Raw genomic sequence first — 16,839 nt, 5'->3', positions numbered from 1 at the left:
GGCGCGGCGGGCGCGCTGTGGGCCGGGGCGGCGGGCATCGTCTGCGCGGCGATCATCGCCGGTCGCATCGCTCGATCGGCCGCGCGCGAGCAGGAACCCGATCCGCGCTCGCGCGAAGCTGCGGCCAAGAGCCGGGCGATCGGTGTGCTGCCGGTGCTGCGGGCGGTGCAGGTGCAGGCGGCGCTGATGGCGTTGTCGTCGGCGGACCTGATCGTCGTGCGGATCGTCCTCGACGACGTCGACGCGAGCCGCTACTCGCTGGGCACCATCGCCACGAAGATCGCGTTCTGGCTGCCGCAGGCGGTCGGGGTCGTGCTGTATCCGCGCATGGCCCAGCCCTCGCATTCGGCGCGCGCGATCCGCGACGCGCTGTCGGTGCTGTCGATCATCGGCGTCGTCGCGGTGATCGGTGCCGCGCTGGCCGCTCCGCTCGCCCCGCTGTTCGCCGGGCAGGACTACGCGCCGATCCAGGGCATGCTGTGGATGTTCGCCCTGCACGGCGCCATCCTGGCCGTCCTCCAGGGCGCTCTGCTGTCCGCGATCGCCGTCGAACGCACCGCGCTGGCCGCCGTCACCTGGATCGGCCTGGTCCTGGAGGTGACCCTCATGCTCACCTTCGCCCGCACCATCGGCGCCCTGATCACCACCGCCGTCTCGGTAGCCGCCGTGACCACCCTGATCGTCGCGGTCGTCGTCTTGCGCACAGCCGCCCGCACCACCACCCCGGCTCCGGCCCCGGCCGTTCCGGCTCCGTAAGTCGGCCGCGCGCACGGCCGGCCCGGCGCCGGTCGCTGCGGCGCTTGTAGGTCGCCCGCGTGCACCGCGAGCCGTCCAGCCCCGGCCGTTCCGGCTCCGAAGTCGGCCAACCGGCCCGCCCGCACCGCGACTCCGATCCGGCACACTCGCCCGCACCGCGATTCGGCGCGTCACCCGGATCCCGGAAACGACAACGGCCCCGGTCGTGATGATCGGGGCCGTTGTCGGGAGCTTGTCGCTCAGGGACGCTTGTTGATATCGATCTGCTCGGTCGGCGCGTCGTAGTCACCCCGGGTGAACTGGGTGGTCGGCGCGTCGTCGGCATCCCAGTTCGAGGAGGCGTCGTCGGGGGCCGCCGTGGGGGCGGGCGTCGGACGGGTGCCACGCGGGCTGGCGTGCTGCGGGGTGTTGCCACCGCGCAGGCCGAGGAACAGGCCGGCGAGCAGGGCGATCACGCCGAGGATGCCGAACACGATCGGGACGACGCGGCCGAACAGCGACAGCTTGTCGGTGTTCTCCTTGGCGATCGCGATCTGCGACTCGACGGTGTTCTCGTCGAACACGATGTGCGACTTGAGCGCGGTGACCTCGGGCTTGTCCGCCGAGCGGGCGTAGAACAGGTGGATCGACTCGCCGCCCTTGATGACGGTGCCGGTCTGCGGCTCGACCCACAGGTCACGCACGTTGGTGTAGTAGCGGGTCATGGTGACGGGCTGGTCGGCGGGCACGTCGGTGACGCCCCACTTCGACGCGGGCAGGGTCAGCCGGTTGGTCGGCGACTGCACGACGTCCCACGTGCTGGTGACCGGCGCGGTCATCTGGAAGTGGTAGACCTTCGTGTTGTTGATCTCGGTCTCTTCGATGAAGTTCGCGTCGAAGGACTTGCGCACGTTGATGTCGAAGTACGGGTAGGTCTTCTTCTCGGTGCCGATCGGGAAGCGGTAGCCGAGGCCGGTGTGCTGCACCGGCTCCATGACGCTGCCGTCCTTGTTGACGGTGACCGCGATCGAGCCGTTGGGCTCGGTGTCGACCGGCTCGCCCGTGGTGCGCGAGATGGTGACCCGGTCGATGGTCGCGGTGAGCAGACCCGTGTCGCCCTGCACGTCGGTGCGGCGCAGCGTCTGGCCTGCCTGCAGCGTCATCTCGTCGGCGTCGGAGGGCTCCTCGACGGTGACGAAGCGCTGCGAGACCAGCGGCACGTCCTTGTTCACGACGGCGGGGCCGTCGCCGGTGGTCAGCGATTTGGAGTCGAGGACAAGGCTGTCCTCACCCTTCTGGTTCTCGGCGATCGTGGTGATCTCGAGGTCGAGCGGAGTCTTGGCCACCTTGCTCACGGTGTAGGTGGGGATCATCAGCGCGGCGACGAGTAATGCCGCGCCCAGACCCACGAGCACGCAGGCGACCGTCCTTCTGGTACCGGCACTCAGTGCCATGCAAACTCTCCTCGTCGTTCGAACACGGATCCTCCGGTGGTCTGGTAAAGCACCCTAGGCCCTCGTGAGCCCCGACACTAACAGCCCGACCGCACAGTGTGCCGTGGTGCGCCCGGTAAATCGCCGACACGGCAGACTGGAGCGTGATGACGACCGCCACCGCCCCCGTTTCACCGCCTCGCGCCTTCAATCCCGCCCTCGAAGGGATGCGCGGGATGGCGGCACTCGGTGTGCTGTTGACCCACGTCGCGTTCCAGACCGGCGCGAGCGGGATCGCCGTGCTCGGCCCGATCCTGGAACGCTTCGACATGGCGGTCGCGGTGTTCTTCGCGCTGTCGGGCTATCTGCTGTGGCGCCCGCACGCGGCGGTCGCGCGTGGGCTCGGCGCCGCCCCGAGCACGGCGCGTTATCTGCTGCATCGCCTGATGCGGATCGTGCCCGCGTACTGGGCGGTCGTGGCGTTCGTGTTGGTGTTGCTGCCCGGCGCGGCGCAGTCGGCGAATTTGCGGGTGTGGGTGTCGAATCTGTTCCTGTTGCAGGTGTTCGTGCCGCTGACCCTGACCGAGGGCCTCACGCAGATGTGGAGCCTGTCGGTGGAGGTGGCGTTCTACCTGGTGCTGCCGCTGCTGGCGGTCGCGATCGTGCGGCTGCGCGGCACCGCCGCCCGCCTGCGAGTCCCGGTGATCTGCGCGCTGATGGCGGTGACGCTGACCTGGAACCTGTGGCCCGTCCCGACCCCGGACGGCATCCACGCCGACAACTGGCTGCCGGGCTATCTGCCGTGGTTCGCGGCGGGCATGCTGCTCGCGGAGCTGATCTACCAGGCGCGCCCCGGTACCTGGTGGCACCGCCCGTTCGCGAGTCAGCCGCTGATGTGGGCGATCGCGCTGGCCGCCTTCCTGCTCTCGGCGACCGAGTTCGGCGGCCCCGCCGGGCTCGAGCGCGCTCAGCCGTGGCAGTACGCGATGAAGATGCTGCTCGGCACGATCATCGGGTTCGGCCTGCTCGCCCCGCTGGTGCTGCGTCCGGGAAACGCGGCACCGCACCGCTGGCTGGAATCGCCGACCGCGGCCACCCTCGGCCGCTGGTCCTACGGCATCTTCCTGTGGCATCTGGTCGTGCTCACCATGGTGTTCCCGGTGTTCGGCCTGCTGCCGTTCAACGGCAACTTCCTCTACGTCCTCGGGCTCACCACCGCGCTCACCCTGCCGCTCGCCGCCGCGAGCTTCGCGTTGATCGAGGACCCGGCGCGACGACTGGCCCGGCGCTGGGATCAGGCCGCCACGGCGAAGGCAGCCGCCCGCAGGCAGGCCGCGTCGAGCCCGCCGCCGCGCGAGCCCGCCGATCCCGGTGGTGCCGCCCTGCCGCCGACAACGCGCTGATCGACGCCTGACGCCGCGCCGAGCAGGGTCAGCGCCGGCGACGCGGTAGCGCCGCGACACCGACCGCGATGACCGCGAGGACCGCGGGTGCCTGTGCCCACAGCGAGCCGCCCATATAGGTGGTCCCCGACCGCCACGTCCCGGTCGACAGCACGGCCGCCGAGATCAGCGTCCCCAGCCCCGCCACCCAGGGCGACACCTTCGCCGTCAGCACCGGCCGGTACCAGCTCCCGGCCAGCGCGAGCACCGAGCACACCGCCCCGAAGGGACCGGACACGACGGCCGCCACCCCGGTGAGCCCGATCGCGCCGATCCAGCGCGGACCCCAGGTCCCGGGCGCCGGACCGGGATCCGGCACCGGACGCCGCCGCGGAATCGCCAGCAGCGCCAGCGGGATCAACAGCAGCAACCCGCCGAAGATGGCGAGCCGGTACCAGCGGTCGGCCGGGAACGACACGGTGATCTCCCCGGTCGTGCCGGCCGGGACGAGCCACGCCTGCTGCCACCCGTCGACGACCACCGGCGCCAACTCGCGCCCGTCGGCGGTGTGCGCCTGCCAGCCGACATTGGTGCTCAGCGGGAGCACCAGCAGCCGGGTGCCCGGATCGGCGGGTGCCGGTGCGGTCGGATCGGTACGTACGAGCCGCAGCCGGTCGACGGTGAACAGTTCGGTCGGGGCGACGGTGAGATCGGGGTGGCCGGGCAGCAGTTCGATATCGGCCGCGTCCTCGGCGCAGGCCCGCGCCGACACCGGTGCGCCGGAGCGAAGTTCGTCGGCGGTGGCGGTGATCGTGGTGTGCACGGTGCGGCCGCCGATCGCGATCACCGGTCCGTCCGCGCAGCCGATGGTGACGAGCCGGTCGCCGCCCGCGTGCGCCGGGTACTCGGGGCCGAGCACCTCCACCTCGGCGAGGCCGGGCGGCTGGGTGAGCACGAAGCCGAGCGCGGTGCGATCGAGCACCTCGTTCCAGCTCTGGATGCTGATCTCGATGCGATCGGTGACGGTGGGGTACAGCGAGATCCGCGCGGGTTCGCCGTGTTCGCGCTCGGGCAGTTCCCGCACCTGGGGCCCGTTGCCGAGATTCACCGCGACGGCGGTAGCGGTCGCGGGAAGTCCGCCGAGCGCGGTGGTGAGGTCGAGCCCGGTGACCTCGGTGGGCTCCGGAAGTTCCAGCACCAGTGTGGGTTTGGCCCCGGCGAGCCCACGGACGGTGGCCTCCGGCGCGGTCCAGGTGGTCTTCGGGTCGCCGTCGGTGGCGGCGAAGGCCGCGCCGCGCAGGTCGCCGACATCGGCCTTGCCGCGCGCCACCGGACGGGTGTGGTCGGTGAGCAGGGCCTCGAGCGCCGGGCCCGGCCGGGTGCGCACGGTCAGGTCGGTGGTGGCGGTGAGCGGTTCGGGAACGGCGAGGGTGCGGCCGAAGACGCCGGGCTCCTCGGCGGGCAGGCCGAGTCCCTTGCTGCAGTGCACCCGGTCGGGGCCGTCGAAACAGGCGCTGCGGCCGGGGAATTCCTGGCCGAGGTCCCAACCGGTCACAGTGGTGCCGGGCGCGACGTCGGGCAGCACCACCCGGTGCCGGATGTCGACCCGCACCGGCGCGTCGCGCACGGTGTAGTCGTCGAGGGTCAGTTCGCTGATCCCGAACTGGCCACCGCTGGTGCCGGTCTCGGTCCGCGCGGCGGTGACCATGACCCAGTCGGTCTTGCCCGCGGGCAGCGGAACGGTCACCGGCGCACCGGGTTCGGCGATCCGCGCCGACACCGTGCCCCGGGAGGTACGGACTTCGACCCACTTCACCGGATCGCCCAGGGCGGCGGCGGTGGTGGTGAAACGCAGCGAGCCGGTGGTGATCGGCTTGTCCAGATCGAGCCGCAGCCACTGCCCGAGCGCGGGCTCGGCGCCGTTGCTGATCCAGGCGGTGCTCGGGTCGCCGTCGACGGCGGCGGCCGTCGAGCTGCCGGGCGCGGCGCCGCCGATCTGGGTGGCGTCGGCGGCGGAACTGGACGCGGTCACCTTCGCGCCGGACCATTCGCCCTGGACCAGGGGCGTGCCCTCGACCGGGTAGTCGGGCACCAGGTTGTGGGTGCGCCGGGCATCGTCGGCGGCGCGGACGGCGGAGTTGTGATTGTCGACCCGGCCGAAATCGGACTCGCGATCCATCGGCGTGTCGGTCAGCAGGACCGGCTTCGGCGGCAGGTCGGCGCGCGCCGCATCCGCGGTGAGAAGCACGGGGGCCGTGGGGTTTCCGGTGTTGCGCCGGATCCGTTCGAGCACTTCGGGGCCGCCCTGGACGACGGGTACCGAATCCAGCGGCACGGTGTAGGCGCCGGGGAATCCCGGCGGCGCGCCGGTCCCGCCGCGCACCTGCGCCGGGGTCCCCGGCGACGGCACCTCGACCCGGTAGATCTCGATCGCCGGGTAGGCGGGCTGGAGGTCGTTGTCGACGACCAAGCCCGCGTCCGCGGCGCGCGGCCCGATCAGCGCGCCGAATTCGGCCACCTTCGTCAGGCCCGGCGAGCCCTCGATCGCCCGGTGCGCCAGCATCGGCCGGGTCGAGCGGGAGGTCTCGGGGTCGAGGTCGTTGCGCAGCACCAGGACGCCGATGCCCTGGTCGGCGAGGGTGGCGGCCAGCCCGGTCGACGGTCTGCCGTCGGCGATGAGCCGCTGCACCGAATCCATCGCGCGGATGGTGCCCGGCGGATTCAGCGGGACCGAATCGCGCACGGCCCAGGGGGTACTGGCCAGCGCCTGCAACGGTTCGTCGCGGGTCAGCCCCCAGATCTGGCTGCCGAACGGCGCGCCGGGCACGACGAGCGCACGGGTGTCGGCGGCGTTGTCCGCCAGCCACTCGGCGGTGTCGGTCCAGTACGCGGGCACCCGGTCGTAGGCGCCGCGCGGCGCGAGCTTGCCGGTCCAGGCCAGCGAGGTGGCCAGGGTGAGCGCGGCCAGGATCAGCGCCGCGACCGCGACGATGCGGTCGCGTTCCGGATGCGCGAAGCTGTTGCGCCACTCGCGCAGCGGCACCGAGGCGGGCAGCGGCACCCGGCCGAGCAGATGGGCGAGCCCGACCACCAGCGGCAGCCGGATCAGCGGTTCCAGCTTGTGCACATTGCGCAGCGGCGCGCCGCCGGAGTCGAGGAACACCCGCACCGACTCGGCGAACGGACCACCGAGTTCGCCGACGTAGCCCGCGCAGATGCCGGCGAGCCCGACCAGCAGGATCAACGTGAACCGGCCCCGGTAGGGCATGGCCGACCTGGCCAGTCCGGCCATGCCGGCCGCCGCGAGCAGCCCGGTCGCCAGCACCGCGGCGGGCTGGGTGACCAGCACCGCGCCCGCGATGCGTTCCGGCGAGACGAACGGGGTCCAGCTGTCGGTGCCGCGCAGCACCTCGCTCAGCGAGGCCCACTGCGTCGTCACCCCCGAGGACTCGATGTAGTCGAGGAACGGCGGGCTCACCTTGCCGAGCAGCAGCAGCGGCACGACCCACCAGAAGGTCGCCAGCACCAGCAGCGGAATCCACGCGGCCGTGAACCGCCACCAGCGCCGATTCGGCCGGTAGGAGGCCCACCAGAGCGCGGCGGGCAGGAACGCGGCCACGGTCGCGACGGCGTTCACCGAGCCCATCAGGGCCAGCGCGAGGGCGCTACCGGCCGGGGAGAGCGCCCCGCCGCGCCGAATCCTGCGCACCGCGACCCCGAGGGCGGCCGGCGCCAGCAGCACCCACGGCGCCAGCATCATCGGCAGCGTCTCCGAGGAGATCGAGCCGAGCGTGGTGAGCACCCGCGGCGACAGCGCGAACGCGATACCGGCGATCACCCGCGAACCGCGCGCGCCGATTCCCAGCGTCTCGCACAGCTTGACGATGCCCCAGAACCCGGCCAGCAGCAGCAGCGCCCACCAGAGGCGTTGAGTCACCCAGGCGGGCAGGTGCAGCAGATGACCGGCGGAGAAGAAGGTGCCGTGCGGGAAGAAGTAGCCGTAGGCCTGGTTCTGCACCTGGCCCATCGGAGCTTGACTGCTCCACAGGTGCGACGCCCGTGCGAGGAACCCCAGCGGGTTCTGGGCGAGGTCGTACTTGGTGTCCGCGACGGTGAGCCCTGGCGCCTGCGCGAATGTCAGGACGAAGGCGGCTACGACCGTGCCGACGAACCAGCGCCAACCCAGTGGAGCCGTGTCCGGGTGCCCCGCTAGGGGGCGTGACGCGCGGGCGTCGGACTCAGCGGCTGCCGTATTCAGGAGCGTTGAGCAGCGAGGAATCCTTGTCACCGCTGCGGTCGATCTCCGGCGCCGTGTTCTGCTGCACCGCGGCCGTGATCGCGAAGACGGCGATTGCGCTCAGCAGGGCGCCGCCGACCGCGCTGGCAACAGCCGGAACAGCAAACTTCATCGCGCACTCCAATACGCTCGACGTCGGGGTGGTACTTCGGCCAACCTAGCAGGTGTCACCCGTCAGGTCAGTGTTCGGGCACGCCGCAACGCAGCGCGCCGAGCAGTGTGCGGAATTTGGCGGTGGTCTCGGCGAGCTCGGCCGCCGGATCCGACGCCGCCACGATCCCGCCGCCCGCGCTCGCGCGCAGGGTGCGCCCGTCGGCCGCGAGCTCGGCGCCACGGATCGCGACCACCCATTCGCCGTCGCCGTCGTCGGCGCACCAGCCGACCGCCCCGCCGTAGAAGCCGCGGCGCGGCTCGTCGGCGGTGATCGCGGCGAGCGCGGCGGCGAACGGCGTCCCGTTGACCGCGGGTGTCGGATGCAGCAGCAGCGCCAGGTCGAGCGCGGTGGTCGCCGGGTCGCGCAGCACGCCGTGGATCGGGGTGGCCAGGTGCCAGACCTGTTCGGTGCTCAGCAGTTCGGGCGCGTCGGGGATGTGCAGCTCGCGGCAGACCGGGGTCAGCTGCTGCCGGATCCACTCGATCACGTAGCCGTGCTCGTCGTGGTTCTTGGTGCTGGACAACAGCTCCCGGGCCTGGGCCGCGTCGGCCCGCGGATCGGCGAGGCGGGGCAGGGTGCCCGCCAGCGGATGCAGGCTGACGCGGGTGCCGTGCCGCGCGACGAGCACCTCCGGCGTCGCGCCGAGCAGCGTCTCGCCCGGTCGGCCCGCGGCCGTCAGATCCACCGCGTAGACATTGGCGTTCGGATGCCGGGTCAGCAGCTGACCGGCGACGACCTCCGGTTCCAGCGGCGCGTCGGCCTCGATCAGCAGGGTCCGCGCGGCGACCACCTTGCGCAGCTCGGTGCCGGGATCCCCGAGCTGTTCGATCAGCTTGGTCACCCGCGCCACGTGTTCGGCCGCGCTGGGCAGTTCGGCGACGACGCGGACCGCGGGCAGTTCCGGCAGCGCGGCGGGCCGCCACGGTCCGGCCGTGTGCAGTGCGGTCTCGGGCTGCCACAGCGCCGCGGGCTCGCCCGGATCGAACGGCAGCGCGCCGACGATCAGCCGCGGACCGGCTCCGCTGCCGGGCGAGGTCCACCGGCGCAGCGCGTCGACGGCCTGTCGCGGGTCGGGGTAGCTCGCGCGCACCCCCGCCGCGCGCAGCACCCCGTCGGGGCGGGCCAGCAGGAATCGGTTCATGGTGCTTCGACCATAGCTTCGCCGACTGTGCCCCGGAACCGGGGAGCGATCGAACTCTCAGTGCTCGGGCGGCACCAGCAACACCGGCCGGTGTCCGTGCTTGAGCACCGCCTCGGCCACGCTGCTGTGCAGCAGCGCGCGCAGTCCGGTGGCGCCGCGGGTACCGGCGACGATGATGTCGACGTCGAGCTCGTCGGCGCAGTCCACGATCGCGTTCCAGATCGTGGTCGTGCACTCGACGGTGCGCGGTTCGGCGTCGATCCCGGCCAGTTTCGCCAGGTGCACGCCCTCGGCGTTGATCTTGCGGGCATCGGTGTAGGCGATGTCCTCGATCTCCTCGTCGGGCACCCAGTCCGGTTGCATCACCCCGGCCAGCCCGGAGATGCGGGCGGCCTGGCGCACCATGGGTTCCCAGGCGGTGAGCAGGATCGCGCGCTCGGCGGTGAGGAAGCGGCCCGCGTACTCGATGGCCCGCTTGGCGTGTTCGGAACCGTCGTAGGCGATGAGCATCCGATCGCAAGCCATGACGACCTCCTGCGCTGGTACAGCGTCTTGTGCAGTCAGGTTACCCCCGCTGCGCGAGGTTCAATCCGGATCCGGTGCCGCGGGTCGCGCGGGAACGGGGCTACCGTGGAGCGCATGCGGAAATCGCCTGTGGTCGTGTTCGCAGTCCTGGCCGCCGTCGCCACCGCCTGTTCGGGAGGATCGTCGACCGAGACGACCCCCGCGGCGAGCAGCAGCGGCGCTCCCACCTCGGCGCAAAGCACCGACGCGACGTCGCCCGTGACGGGCACGCCCGCGCAATCCGCTTGCGGCGCCGACTATCTCGCGAAACTCACCCAGCGGGAGAAACTCGCGCAGCTGCTGACGGTCGGCATCACCGGCGCGGCCGACGCCACGAACGTGGTGAGCACCGAGCAGGTCGGCGGCATCTTCATCGGCAGCTGGACCGATCCCGGATTGCTGAACAACACTCAGTTGGACGCGGTGAAGGCGCTGGCCAAGGCGCCGCTGATGGTGACCATCGACGAGGAGGGCGGGCGGGTCTCGCGCGCCAAGAACCTCATCGGCGTCGCGCCCTCGGCCAGGGAGATCGCGCAGACCCAGACGCCCGAGCAGCACTACCAGAACACGCTGGTCAGGTCGAAGGCCCTGAAGGACCTCGGTGTCACCGTCGACTTCGCCCCCGACGTCGATGTGAGCAGCCAGCCCGCCGACAGCGTCATCGGCGACCGCTCCTACAGCGACGACCCCCAGGTCGTCACCGAGTTCGCGGGCGCCTACATCCGCGCCTCGAACGAGGTCGGCCTCGGCGCGGTCATGAAGCACTTCCCCGGCCACGGCTCGGGGTCCGGCGACTCGCACACCGGCGCGGTCCGAACCCCGCCGCTGTCGGAGCTGCAGAACAAGGACCTGGTCCCGTTCCGGAACCTGGTGAACTCCAGCGCGGCCGTGATGGTGGGCCACCTCGACGTGCCCGGGCTGACCGAGCCCGACGTCCCCGCCAGCATCAGCCCGGCCGTGATGTCGCTGCTGCGCGAGGGCACCGGCTACGGCGCGCCGCCGTTCGACGGACCGATCTTCACCGACGATCTCGGCGGGATGGCGGCCATCACCGCCCGCATGTCGATCGCCGACGCGGTGGAGGCGGCGCTGGTCGCCGGCGCCGACAATGCCCTGTGGATCAGTACCGACGCGGTGCCCCAGGTGCTCGACCGTTTGGAACAGTCGGTGGCGAGTGGCAAACTGCCCGCCGACCGGGTCGACGCCTCCGTGCTGCGGATGGCGCGCTACAAGGGCGCACCGCTGGGCTGCTGAGGCAGCCCGGCGACTGTGCGGCAAATGGGCACGGGCGAACTTACCTTGGAGTAATATAGGGGTTCACCCTGCGGTAGGAGAGTGGATGGCGGGCGGAACGAAGCGACTTCCCCGGGCGGTTCGTGAGCAGCAGATGCTCGACGCCGCCGTCGAGGTATTCGCGCGCAAGGGCTTCCACGACACCTCGATGGACGCCATCGCCGCCGAGGCGAAAATCTCCAAGCCCATGCTCTACCTGTATTACGGCTCCAAGGACGAGTTGTTCCGGGCCTGCATCCAGCGCGAGGGCCTGCGCTTCATCGAGGCCGTCGCGCCGGCGGGCAACCCGCAACTCACCCCGCATGAGCAGGTGCGCACGGCGCTGGAGGGCTTCCTCGATTTCGTCGATCGCAATCGGCAGTCGTGGCAGGTGCTCTACCGGCAGGCAATCGGTCAGCAAGCTTTCGCGTCCGAGATCGACAACGCGCGCGAGCGCGTCATCGAGCTCACCGCCAAACTGCTCGAGTCCAGTGCCAAGCACGCCGATCCCGGCACCAATTTCGAGGTCGTCGCGGCCGCGGTGATCGGGGCGGGCGAGGCGATCGCCGACCGGGTCGCCGGCGGGCGGATCGAAGTGGCCGAGGCCGTAGATCTCCTCGACGATCTGGCCTGGCGCGGTCTGGCCGGTCGCAAGAAGGCCGAGTAGCGCGCCACCGGTTGCCCGCGCCGCGCCGACCTGCCATCGTGCTCGGCGAGAGGATTCACGACAGACGGGGTGGCAGTGTTCGGTGTGTTGAAGCCGTGTGCGCACGGCGCGGCGAAATACGGCATCGATCCGGGGCAGTGGCAGGCGCACATGTGTGGGCTGTGCCTGGGACTGCGCGACGGACACGGTCAACTGGCCCGCGCGGCGACCAACACCGACGCCATCGTGCTCAGCGTGCTCACCGAGGCGCAGACCGGCGACGCGGGCGCGCGCACGACCGCGGGCCCCTGCCCCCTGCGCGGGATGCGCCGCGCCTCCGTCGTCGCGGCGAACGCGCCGGGCGTGCAGCTGGCCGCCACCGCCTCACTGCTGTTGGGAGCGGCCAAGATTCGCGACCACGTCGACGACGGTGACGCCGGTCGACTCGCTCGCCCGCCGATGCGCCGGGTCTCCGGCAAGTGGTCGGCGGCGGCGCGGGCGCAGGCCGACCTGATCGGACTCGACATCGGGCCGCTGGTCACCGCGATCGACAGCCAGCCTGCGCTGGAGGCACTGGCCGAGGGCGGCAGCCCTGCTGGCGCTGCGGGTTTCGGTGCGCTGCCCCGATCCGCCGTCGACCCGATCGTCACGACGCTTGGCGACGAGTCGCGTGTCCCGCCGATCACGCTCGATCAGCTGACCGGCCCGACCCAGCTCTGCGCCGCCACCCTCTTCGGTCACACCGCGACCCTGGCCGGTCGCCCCGACAACGTCGCGGCACTGGAGGAGATCGGCCGCCATGTCGGCCGCATCGCTCACCTCGCCGACGCCATCGAGGACCTCGAACGCGATCGCCTGCGCGGCCGTTTCAACCCGCTCGAGGCCACCGGCACCGATCTGCCCCGCGCCTATGATCTGCTGCGCGAGAGCGAATCCCGCGTCCGCGCGGCCGCCGCCGAGGCGAAGCTCGACCAGCTGCCCACCGTCCGCTGGGCCCTGCTCGACCCGCTGTCGGCGCTGCTGCGCAGGCTGGGCCAGGGCCTCGGCCTGGCCGTCGGCCATGTCTGCCGCACGTCGCCCACCGCGCGACAGCACGCGCCGTATCAGTTCCCGTCCCCACCGGGGCGCCGCCCGAACCGGCCCGGTCCGCTCAAGGCGGGCGGGCTGATCCTGGGCGTCTACTGCACCGGTGTGGCCTGCTGTGTCGACCACACCAGCCCGTGCACCGGCGAGCAGAAGGACGCCTGGGCCAAGCACTGCGATTGCGGCGACTGCTGCGATTGCGGTGACTGTTGCAGCAACTGCTGCGGTGAGGACTGCGGCTGCGGCGACTGCTGCAGCTGCGACTGCAACTGCTAGGAAACCCTCACTCGCACTTCACGATCGGGATCGGGTCGTACTTCACGGTCCGGGTGTGCCGCGACACCTGGGCGCCGGTCTTGCGATCGGTGATCACCCGGGTGTCGGAGATGGTGAAGCCGGGCGCGCCCTCGGAGGCGATGCAGTCCTTGCCCTTGGGCAGGGTGATCTCCTGCGGCTCGGTCGGTTTCGACTTCTCGCCGGTGATCGACTCCACGTCGACGGTCTTGGTGCCCCACAGGCGCACGGTGATGTCCGAGCCCGTCGCGACCGTCTGGATGTAGATGCCGGTCGCGGTGTTGTTGCGGAACGCCAGGTCGATCGCCCCGTCGAACACGGTGGCTTCGCGCGCCGCCGGGTACCGCGAGATGTAGTAGCTGTGCTCGGTGTGACCCGCGTCCTCCATACCGGCGAAGTAAGCGGCGTTGTACAGCGTGGTGGCGAACTGGCTGATGCCGCCGCCGACCGCGGTGCTCGGCCTGCCCTTGTCGATGATGCCGGACTCGACATACCCCTCCGCGGCGGTGCGCGGTCCGGTGAACTCGTTGAGCGAGAAGGTATCTCCCGGCTTCACCACCGCGCCGTCGACCTTGGCGGCGACGGTGCGGATGTTCACCCCGGACGGGCCGCTGAAGCCGCCGGTGGTGAACTGGCCGACCATCTCGGTGATGCCAAGCGCGTTGGCGGCGTCGGTGGTGAGCTTCGGCTCGATCCGCTGGTACACCGCCTCGGTGGTGCGGTTGCCGGTGGCGGTGAGCAGCGCGGGCAGCTTCTCCAGCGTCTTGGGCCAGTCGACCTTGTTGCCCACCACGGCGGGCACCACCGTCGGCTTGCCCGCGCCGACGGTGAAGGTGGCGTCCTTGGGCTCCACCTCCGAGGTCGCCAATTGCGGTGCGAGCAGGGCGATCGCGGCGTCGTTGTCGATCTTGGGCGCCAGACCGCCGTTGCCGTCGGGCACGAAGGTGAGCACGCGGGCGATCTGCTCCGGCGTGAGCACGGCGCGAATGTCCTTGCCGCTCAGCGTGATCGGCGCGGAAATCGCCGGAGTGGCGATATCGCGCAGTGCGGCCTGCACGGCCTCGGTCCGCACCGCGACGGGTGCGGCCACTACCGGCAGGTCCAGTTCGCTGCTCGACGCCCAGCGTTCGGTGATCGTGGTGCGCGCGGCGGCGGTGTCGAGCACGCGGCCGGGCACCGGCGCGACCGCGACCGGCCTGCCGTTGTCGAACCGCACCGTGCCCTCGACGGTCGGGTTGTCGTGGACCTGGAAACCGGCCACCTGCTGATCCAGCGCCGCCGCGTCCACGGTGCTGACCACCTGGACGTCGCGGGTGCCGAACAGCGAGATCAGCCGGCGCACCGGGTTGAGCGGCTGGTCGCCGACGGCGTCCCAGGTGCCGTCCCAGTTCACCTGGAGCCCGGCAACGGCCGGTACCAGGCTGGCCTGCACGTCGCCGATCCGGACCGGGAGCGGGCGTTCGGCCCTCGGCCCGAGCTCGTCGTGGAGTAAGGCGTTCGCCTCGGCTTTGTCCANCCTGGAGCCCGGCAACGGCCGGTACCAGGCTGGCCTGCACGTCGCCGATCCGGACCGGGAGCGGGCGTTCGGCCCTCGGCCCGAGCTCGTCGTGGAGTAAGGCGTTCGCCTCGGCTTTGTCCATACCGCCGATGTCGACCCCGGCGACGACGGTGCCGCGCGCCACCTCGCCGATGCTCAGGGCCAGGTCGGCCAGGTAGGCGGCGGCGCCGACGGCGAACACGGCGCCGACGGCGATACTGATGCGCTTGGCCAGCTGTGGGGTGCCGGAGCCGGTCGGCGGCTGCGGGCCCGCCGGAGCGGGCGCGGGCGCGGGCGACCAGCCGTCACGGGTCACGGTGGCTAGGGGCTGGGTGGGCAGGGCGGCGGTGACGTCGGCATCGAAAGTGCGATTTGCTTCGAGCAGCTTGCGTAGTCCGACCTCGCCCCTTGGTCGGTCGGCCGGTCCGCCGACGTTCGACTCGCTGGGCACGGAGGTCCTTCCGTTGGGTGGTATGGCGTCGTCCTGGATCAGGTGCGCCCGGCCCCAGGTGTTTGCGGGGCCTCGGCCAAGGGTAATGGTGTTCGTCGCCCTCGGCACCCTGGCAACAGTGGATGGACAGCAGGAAGGCTCCGCGTAGTTGCCGGGTCGGGGGTCTGGCAACTACACGGAGCCGATCTGTTTATCGGCGTCCGTTCCGGGGCGTTACAGCCGTTTTTCCGAGCATTTACCGCGACCCGCTGACGGCCGCCCTGCGGCTGCGCGCGCTCGCGCGAGACAATCGCACGTGAGACTCGACACCAGGTAGTGCGCACAACGAGGGAGAACTGATGCAGCTGGGAATGATCGGCCTCGGCCGGATGGGTGCCAACATCGTGCGCCGCATCGTGCGCGACGGGAACACCGCGATCGGTCACGAACGCCATCAGGGCCACATCGACGAACTCAAGGCCGAGCTCGGCGACAGCTTCGACGGCAGCACCGACCTGAAGGAGTTCGTCGCCATGCTCGACGCCCCGCGCGTCGTCTGGGTGATGATCCCGGCGGGCGCGACCGGCGCCGCCATCGACTCGCTGGCCGAGCTGCTCGAGCCGGGCGACATCGTCATCGACGGCGGTAACAGCCGCTACCACGAGGACATCAAGCGCGCGAAGGCGTTGGCGCCCAAGGGCATCCACTACCTCGATATCGGCACCTCCGGTGGCGTGTTCGGTCTGGAGCGTGGTTTCTGCCTGATGATCGGCGGCGAGGCCGAGCAGGTGAAGTACCTCGAGCCGCTGTTCGAGTCGATCGCTCCCGGCGTCGACGCCGCTCCGCGCACCCCCGGCCGCACCGGCGAGCCGACCCCGGCCGAGCAGGGCTGGCTGCACTGCGGTCCGGCCGGCGCGGGCCACTTCGTGAAGATGGTCCACAACGGCATCGAGTACGGCGCGATGGCCGCCTACGCCGAGGGCCTGAACATTCTCCAGCACGCCAACGTGGGCGCCGCGCACGGCGACGGCGAGCACTCGGCCGAGGAGACTCCGCTCGAGCACCCCGAGTACTACCGGTACGACCTGGACATCCCGGACATCACCGAGGTGTGGCGCCGCGGCTCGGTCGTCGCGTCGTGGCTGCTCGACCTCACCGCGAGCGCCCTGTACGCCGACCCGAACCTGGACGGGTACAGCGGTCGCGTCTCGGACTCCGGCGAGGGCCGCTGGACGATCGACGCCGCCATCGACACCGCCGTGCCGGTCCCGGTGCTGTCGGCGGCCCTGTTCCAGCGCTTCTCCTCGCGCGGCGAGGCGCTCTACGCCGACAAGATGCTCTCGGCCATGCGTAAGGCGTTCGGCGGCCACAACGAGCTGCCGGGGAAGTAGTCCGTATAGCGGGATTGACACCCGCTCACCGGCCGTCCGGCGCTCCGGCGGGCGGCCGGTGAGCGGTTTTCGGGTCGGTTCGCCGATGCCGAAAAATCTCGGATGCTACCCCCGACGACCCCGCCTCGAGAGTGAAACGATAATCTTCCACAAATATGAGAACACGTTCTTGTTTTCCAGGACAACCGTCCAGTCCACCGGATACCTTCTGGTCAGAGGGGGATAGACCACTCGATGAGGAATTCGTCCCGGCCGACTTCGCCGGGGCTTGGAGGAAAATCATGATCCGGACTTCGCGTATCGCCGCGGGCGTCGCCACCACCGCTCTGGTCGTCGCCGGTGTCGGTGTCGCTCTCGGTTCCGGCACCGCCGCCGCGGCGGGCTCCTGCTCGATCAGCAGCCACGCCGAGAAGCGTGACGCCAGCACTGTCGGCATCACGCACGTCTACGACAAGACCGCCAGCGCCGAGCAGATCGGCG

11 protein-coding genes and 2 pseudogenes are annotated in these 16,839 nt (G+C 71.1%); 7 read left to right on the top strand and 6 right to left on the bottom strand.

Translation table 11 applies throughout. The features are described from left to right. Positions 1-756, top strand: a pseudogene (locus tag V8688_RS26755) (polysaccharide biosynthesis protein); the annotation flags it as partial. A 239-nt stretch (positions 757-995) separates the two neighbouring features. Here V8688_RS26755 and V8688_RS26750 read toward each other — a convergent pair. Next, positions 996-2,189, bottom strand: coding sequence for a DUF3068 domain-containing protein (locus V8688_RS26750; protein ID WP_218716031.1), 1,194 nt, complete (start codon positions 2,187-2,189; stop codon positions 996-998). Between the two features lie 146 nt (positions 2,190-2,335). Between V8688_RS26750 and V8688_RS26745 the strand changes: the two genes are divergently transcribed. Next, positions 2,336-3,571: an acyltransferase gene (locus V8688_RS26745; protein WP_218716030.1), complete on the top strand. Its 1,236-nt coding sequence runs from the start codon at positions 2,336-2,338 to the stop codon at positions 3,569-3,571. Between the two features lie 28 nt (positions 3,572-3,599). Here V8688_RS26745 and V8688_RS26740 read toward each other — a convergent pair whose 3' ends face one another. From V8688_RS26740 to V8688_RS26725, 4 genes are all read right to left on the bottom strand, one after another. After that, the gene (locus V8688_RS26740; RefSeq protein ID WP_342801948.1) at positions 3,600-7,736 is read right to left on the bottom strand and encodes an alpha-(1->3)-arabinofuranosyltransferase; all 4,137 of its coding nucleotides are present in this window, start codon (positions 7,734-7,736) and stop codon (positions 3,600-3,602) included. A gap of 52 nt (positions 7,737-7,788) precedes the next feature. After that, positions 7,789-7,959, bottom strand: coding sequence for a DUF2613 domain-containing protein (locus V8688_RS26735; protein WP_218716029.1), 171 nt, complete (start codon positions 7,957-7,959; stop codon positions 7,789-7,791). A gap of 67 nt (positions 7,960-8,026) precedes the next feature. Continuing rightward, positions 8,027-9,142 carry an isochorismate synthase gene (locus V8688_RS26730; protein ID WP_218716028.1) on the bottom strand — a complete coding sequence of 372 codons (1,116 nt, stop codon included), beginning with the start codon at positions 9,140-9,142 and terminating at the stop codon, positions 8,027-8,029. 57 nt (positions 9,143-9,199) lie between these two features. After that, on the bottom strand, positions 9,200-9,667 hold the full coding sequence (locus V8688_RS26725) for a universal stress protein (RefSeq protein ID WP_218716027.1): 468 nt from the start codon (positions 9,665-9,667) through the stop codon (positions 9,200-9,202). Between the two features lie 114 nt (positions 9,668-9,781). Here V8688_RS26725 and V8688_RS26720 point away from each other — a divergent pair, with 114 nt between their 5' ends. From V8688_RS26720 to V8688_RS26710, 3 genes are all read left to right on the top strand, one after another. Continuing rightward, the gene (locus V8688_RS26720) at positions 9,782-10,960 is read left to right on the top strand and encodes a glycoside hydrolase family 3 N-terminal domain-containing protein (RefSeq protein WP_342801947.1); all 1,179 of its coding nucleotides are present in this window, start codon (positions 9,782-9,784) and stop codon (positions 10,958-10,960) included. Positions 10,961-11,045: 85 nt separating this feature from the next. Further along, positions 11,046-11,645 carry a TetR/AcrR family transcriptional regulator gene (locus V8688_RS26715; RefSeq protein ID WP_218716025.1) on the top strand — a complete coding sequence of 200 codons (600 nt, stop codon included), beginning with the start codon at positions 11,046-11,048 and terminating at the stop codon, positions 11,643-11,645. Positions 11,646-11,714: 69 nt separating this feature from the next. After that, on the top strand, positions 11,715-12,983 hold the full coding sequence (locus V8688_RS26710) for a DUF5685 family protein (RefSeq protein ID WP_342801946.1): 1,269 nt from the start codon (positions 11,715-11,717) through the stop codon (positions 12,981-12,983). Positions 12,984-12,990: 7 nt separating this feature from the next. On the opposite strand, the gene V8688_RS26705 is transcribed toward V8688_RS26710, so the two are convergent. Then, the gene (locus tag V8688_RS26705; RefSeq protein WP_342801945.1) at positions 12,991-14,433 is read right to left on the bottom strand and encodes a VanW family protein; all 1,443 of its coding nucleotides are present in this window, start codon (positions 14,431-14,433) and stop codon (positions 12,991-12,993) included. Positions 14,434-15,327: 894 nt separating this feature from the next. On the opposite strand from V8688_RS26705, the gene gnd reads away from it, so the two are divergent. Further along, positions 15,328-16,359 (top strand): phosphogluconate dehydrogenase (NAD(+)-dependent, decarboxylating), encoded by a 1,032-nt coding sequence (gene gnd / locus V8688_RS26700; RefSeq protein WP_342801944.1) that lies wholly within the window; start codon positions 15,328-15,330, stop codon positions 16,357-16,359. Between the two features lie 281 nt (positions 16,360-16,640). Further along, positions 16,641-16,839 (top strand): annotated as a pseudogene (locus V8688_RS26695) (hypothetical protein); the annotation flags it as partial.

Source organism: Nocardia sp. No.11, from assembly GCF_038752175.1.
Lineage (GTDB): Bacteria > Actinomycetota > Actinomycetes > Mycobacteriales > Mycobacteriaceae > Nocardia > Nocardia canadensis.
This window is presented reverse-complemented; position numbering and strand designations above follow the sequence as displayed.

Bases quoted from the DNA above. Each gene is read 5' to 3' on its own strand.
- V8688_RS26750 (WP_218716031.1), bottom strand. From the start codon at position 2,189: ATGGCACTGAGTGCCGGTACCAGAAGGACGGTCGCCTGCGTGCTCGTG.
- V8688_RS26745 (WP_218716030.1), top strand. From the start codon at position 2,336: ATGACGACCGCCACCGCCCCCGTTTCACCGCCTCGCGCCTTCAATCCC.
- V8688_RS26735 (WP_218716029.1), bottom strand. From the start codon at position 7,959: ATGAAGTTTGCTGTTCCGGCTGTTGCCAGCGCGGTCGGCGGCGCCCTG.
- V8688_RS26730 (WP_218716028.1), bottom strand. From the start codon at position 9,142: ATGAACCGATTCCTGCTGGCCCGCCCCGACGGGGTGCTGCGCGCGGCG.
- V8688_RS26725 (WP_218716027.1), bottom strand. From the start codon at position 9,667: ATGGCTTGCGATCGGATGCTCATCGCCTACGACGGTTCCGAACACGCC.
- V8688_RS26720 (WP_342801947.1), top strand. From the start codon at position 9,782: ATGCGGAAATCGCCTGTGGTCGTGTTCGCAGTCCTGGCCGCCGTCGCC.
- V8688_RS26715 (WP_218716025.1), top strand. From the start codon at position 11,046: ATGGCGGGCGGAACGAAGCGACTTCCCCGGGCGGTTCGTGAGCAGCAG.
- gnd (WP_342801944.1), top strand. From the start codon at position 15,328: ATGCAGCTGGGAATGATCGGCCTCGGCCGGATGGGTGCCAACATCGTG.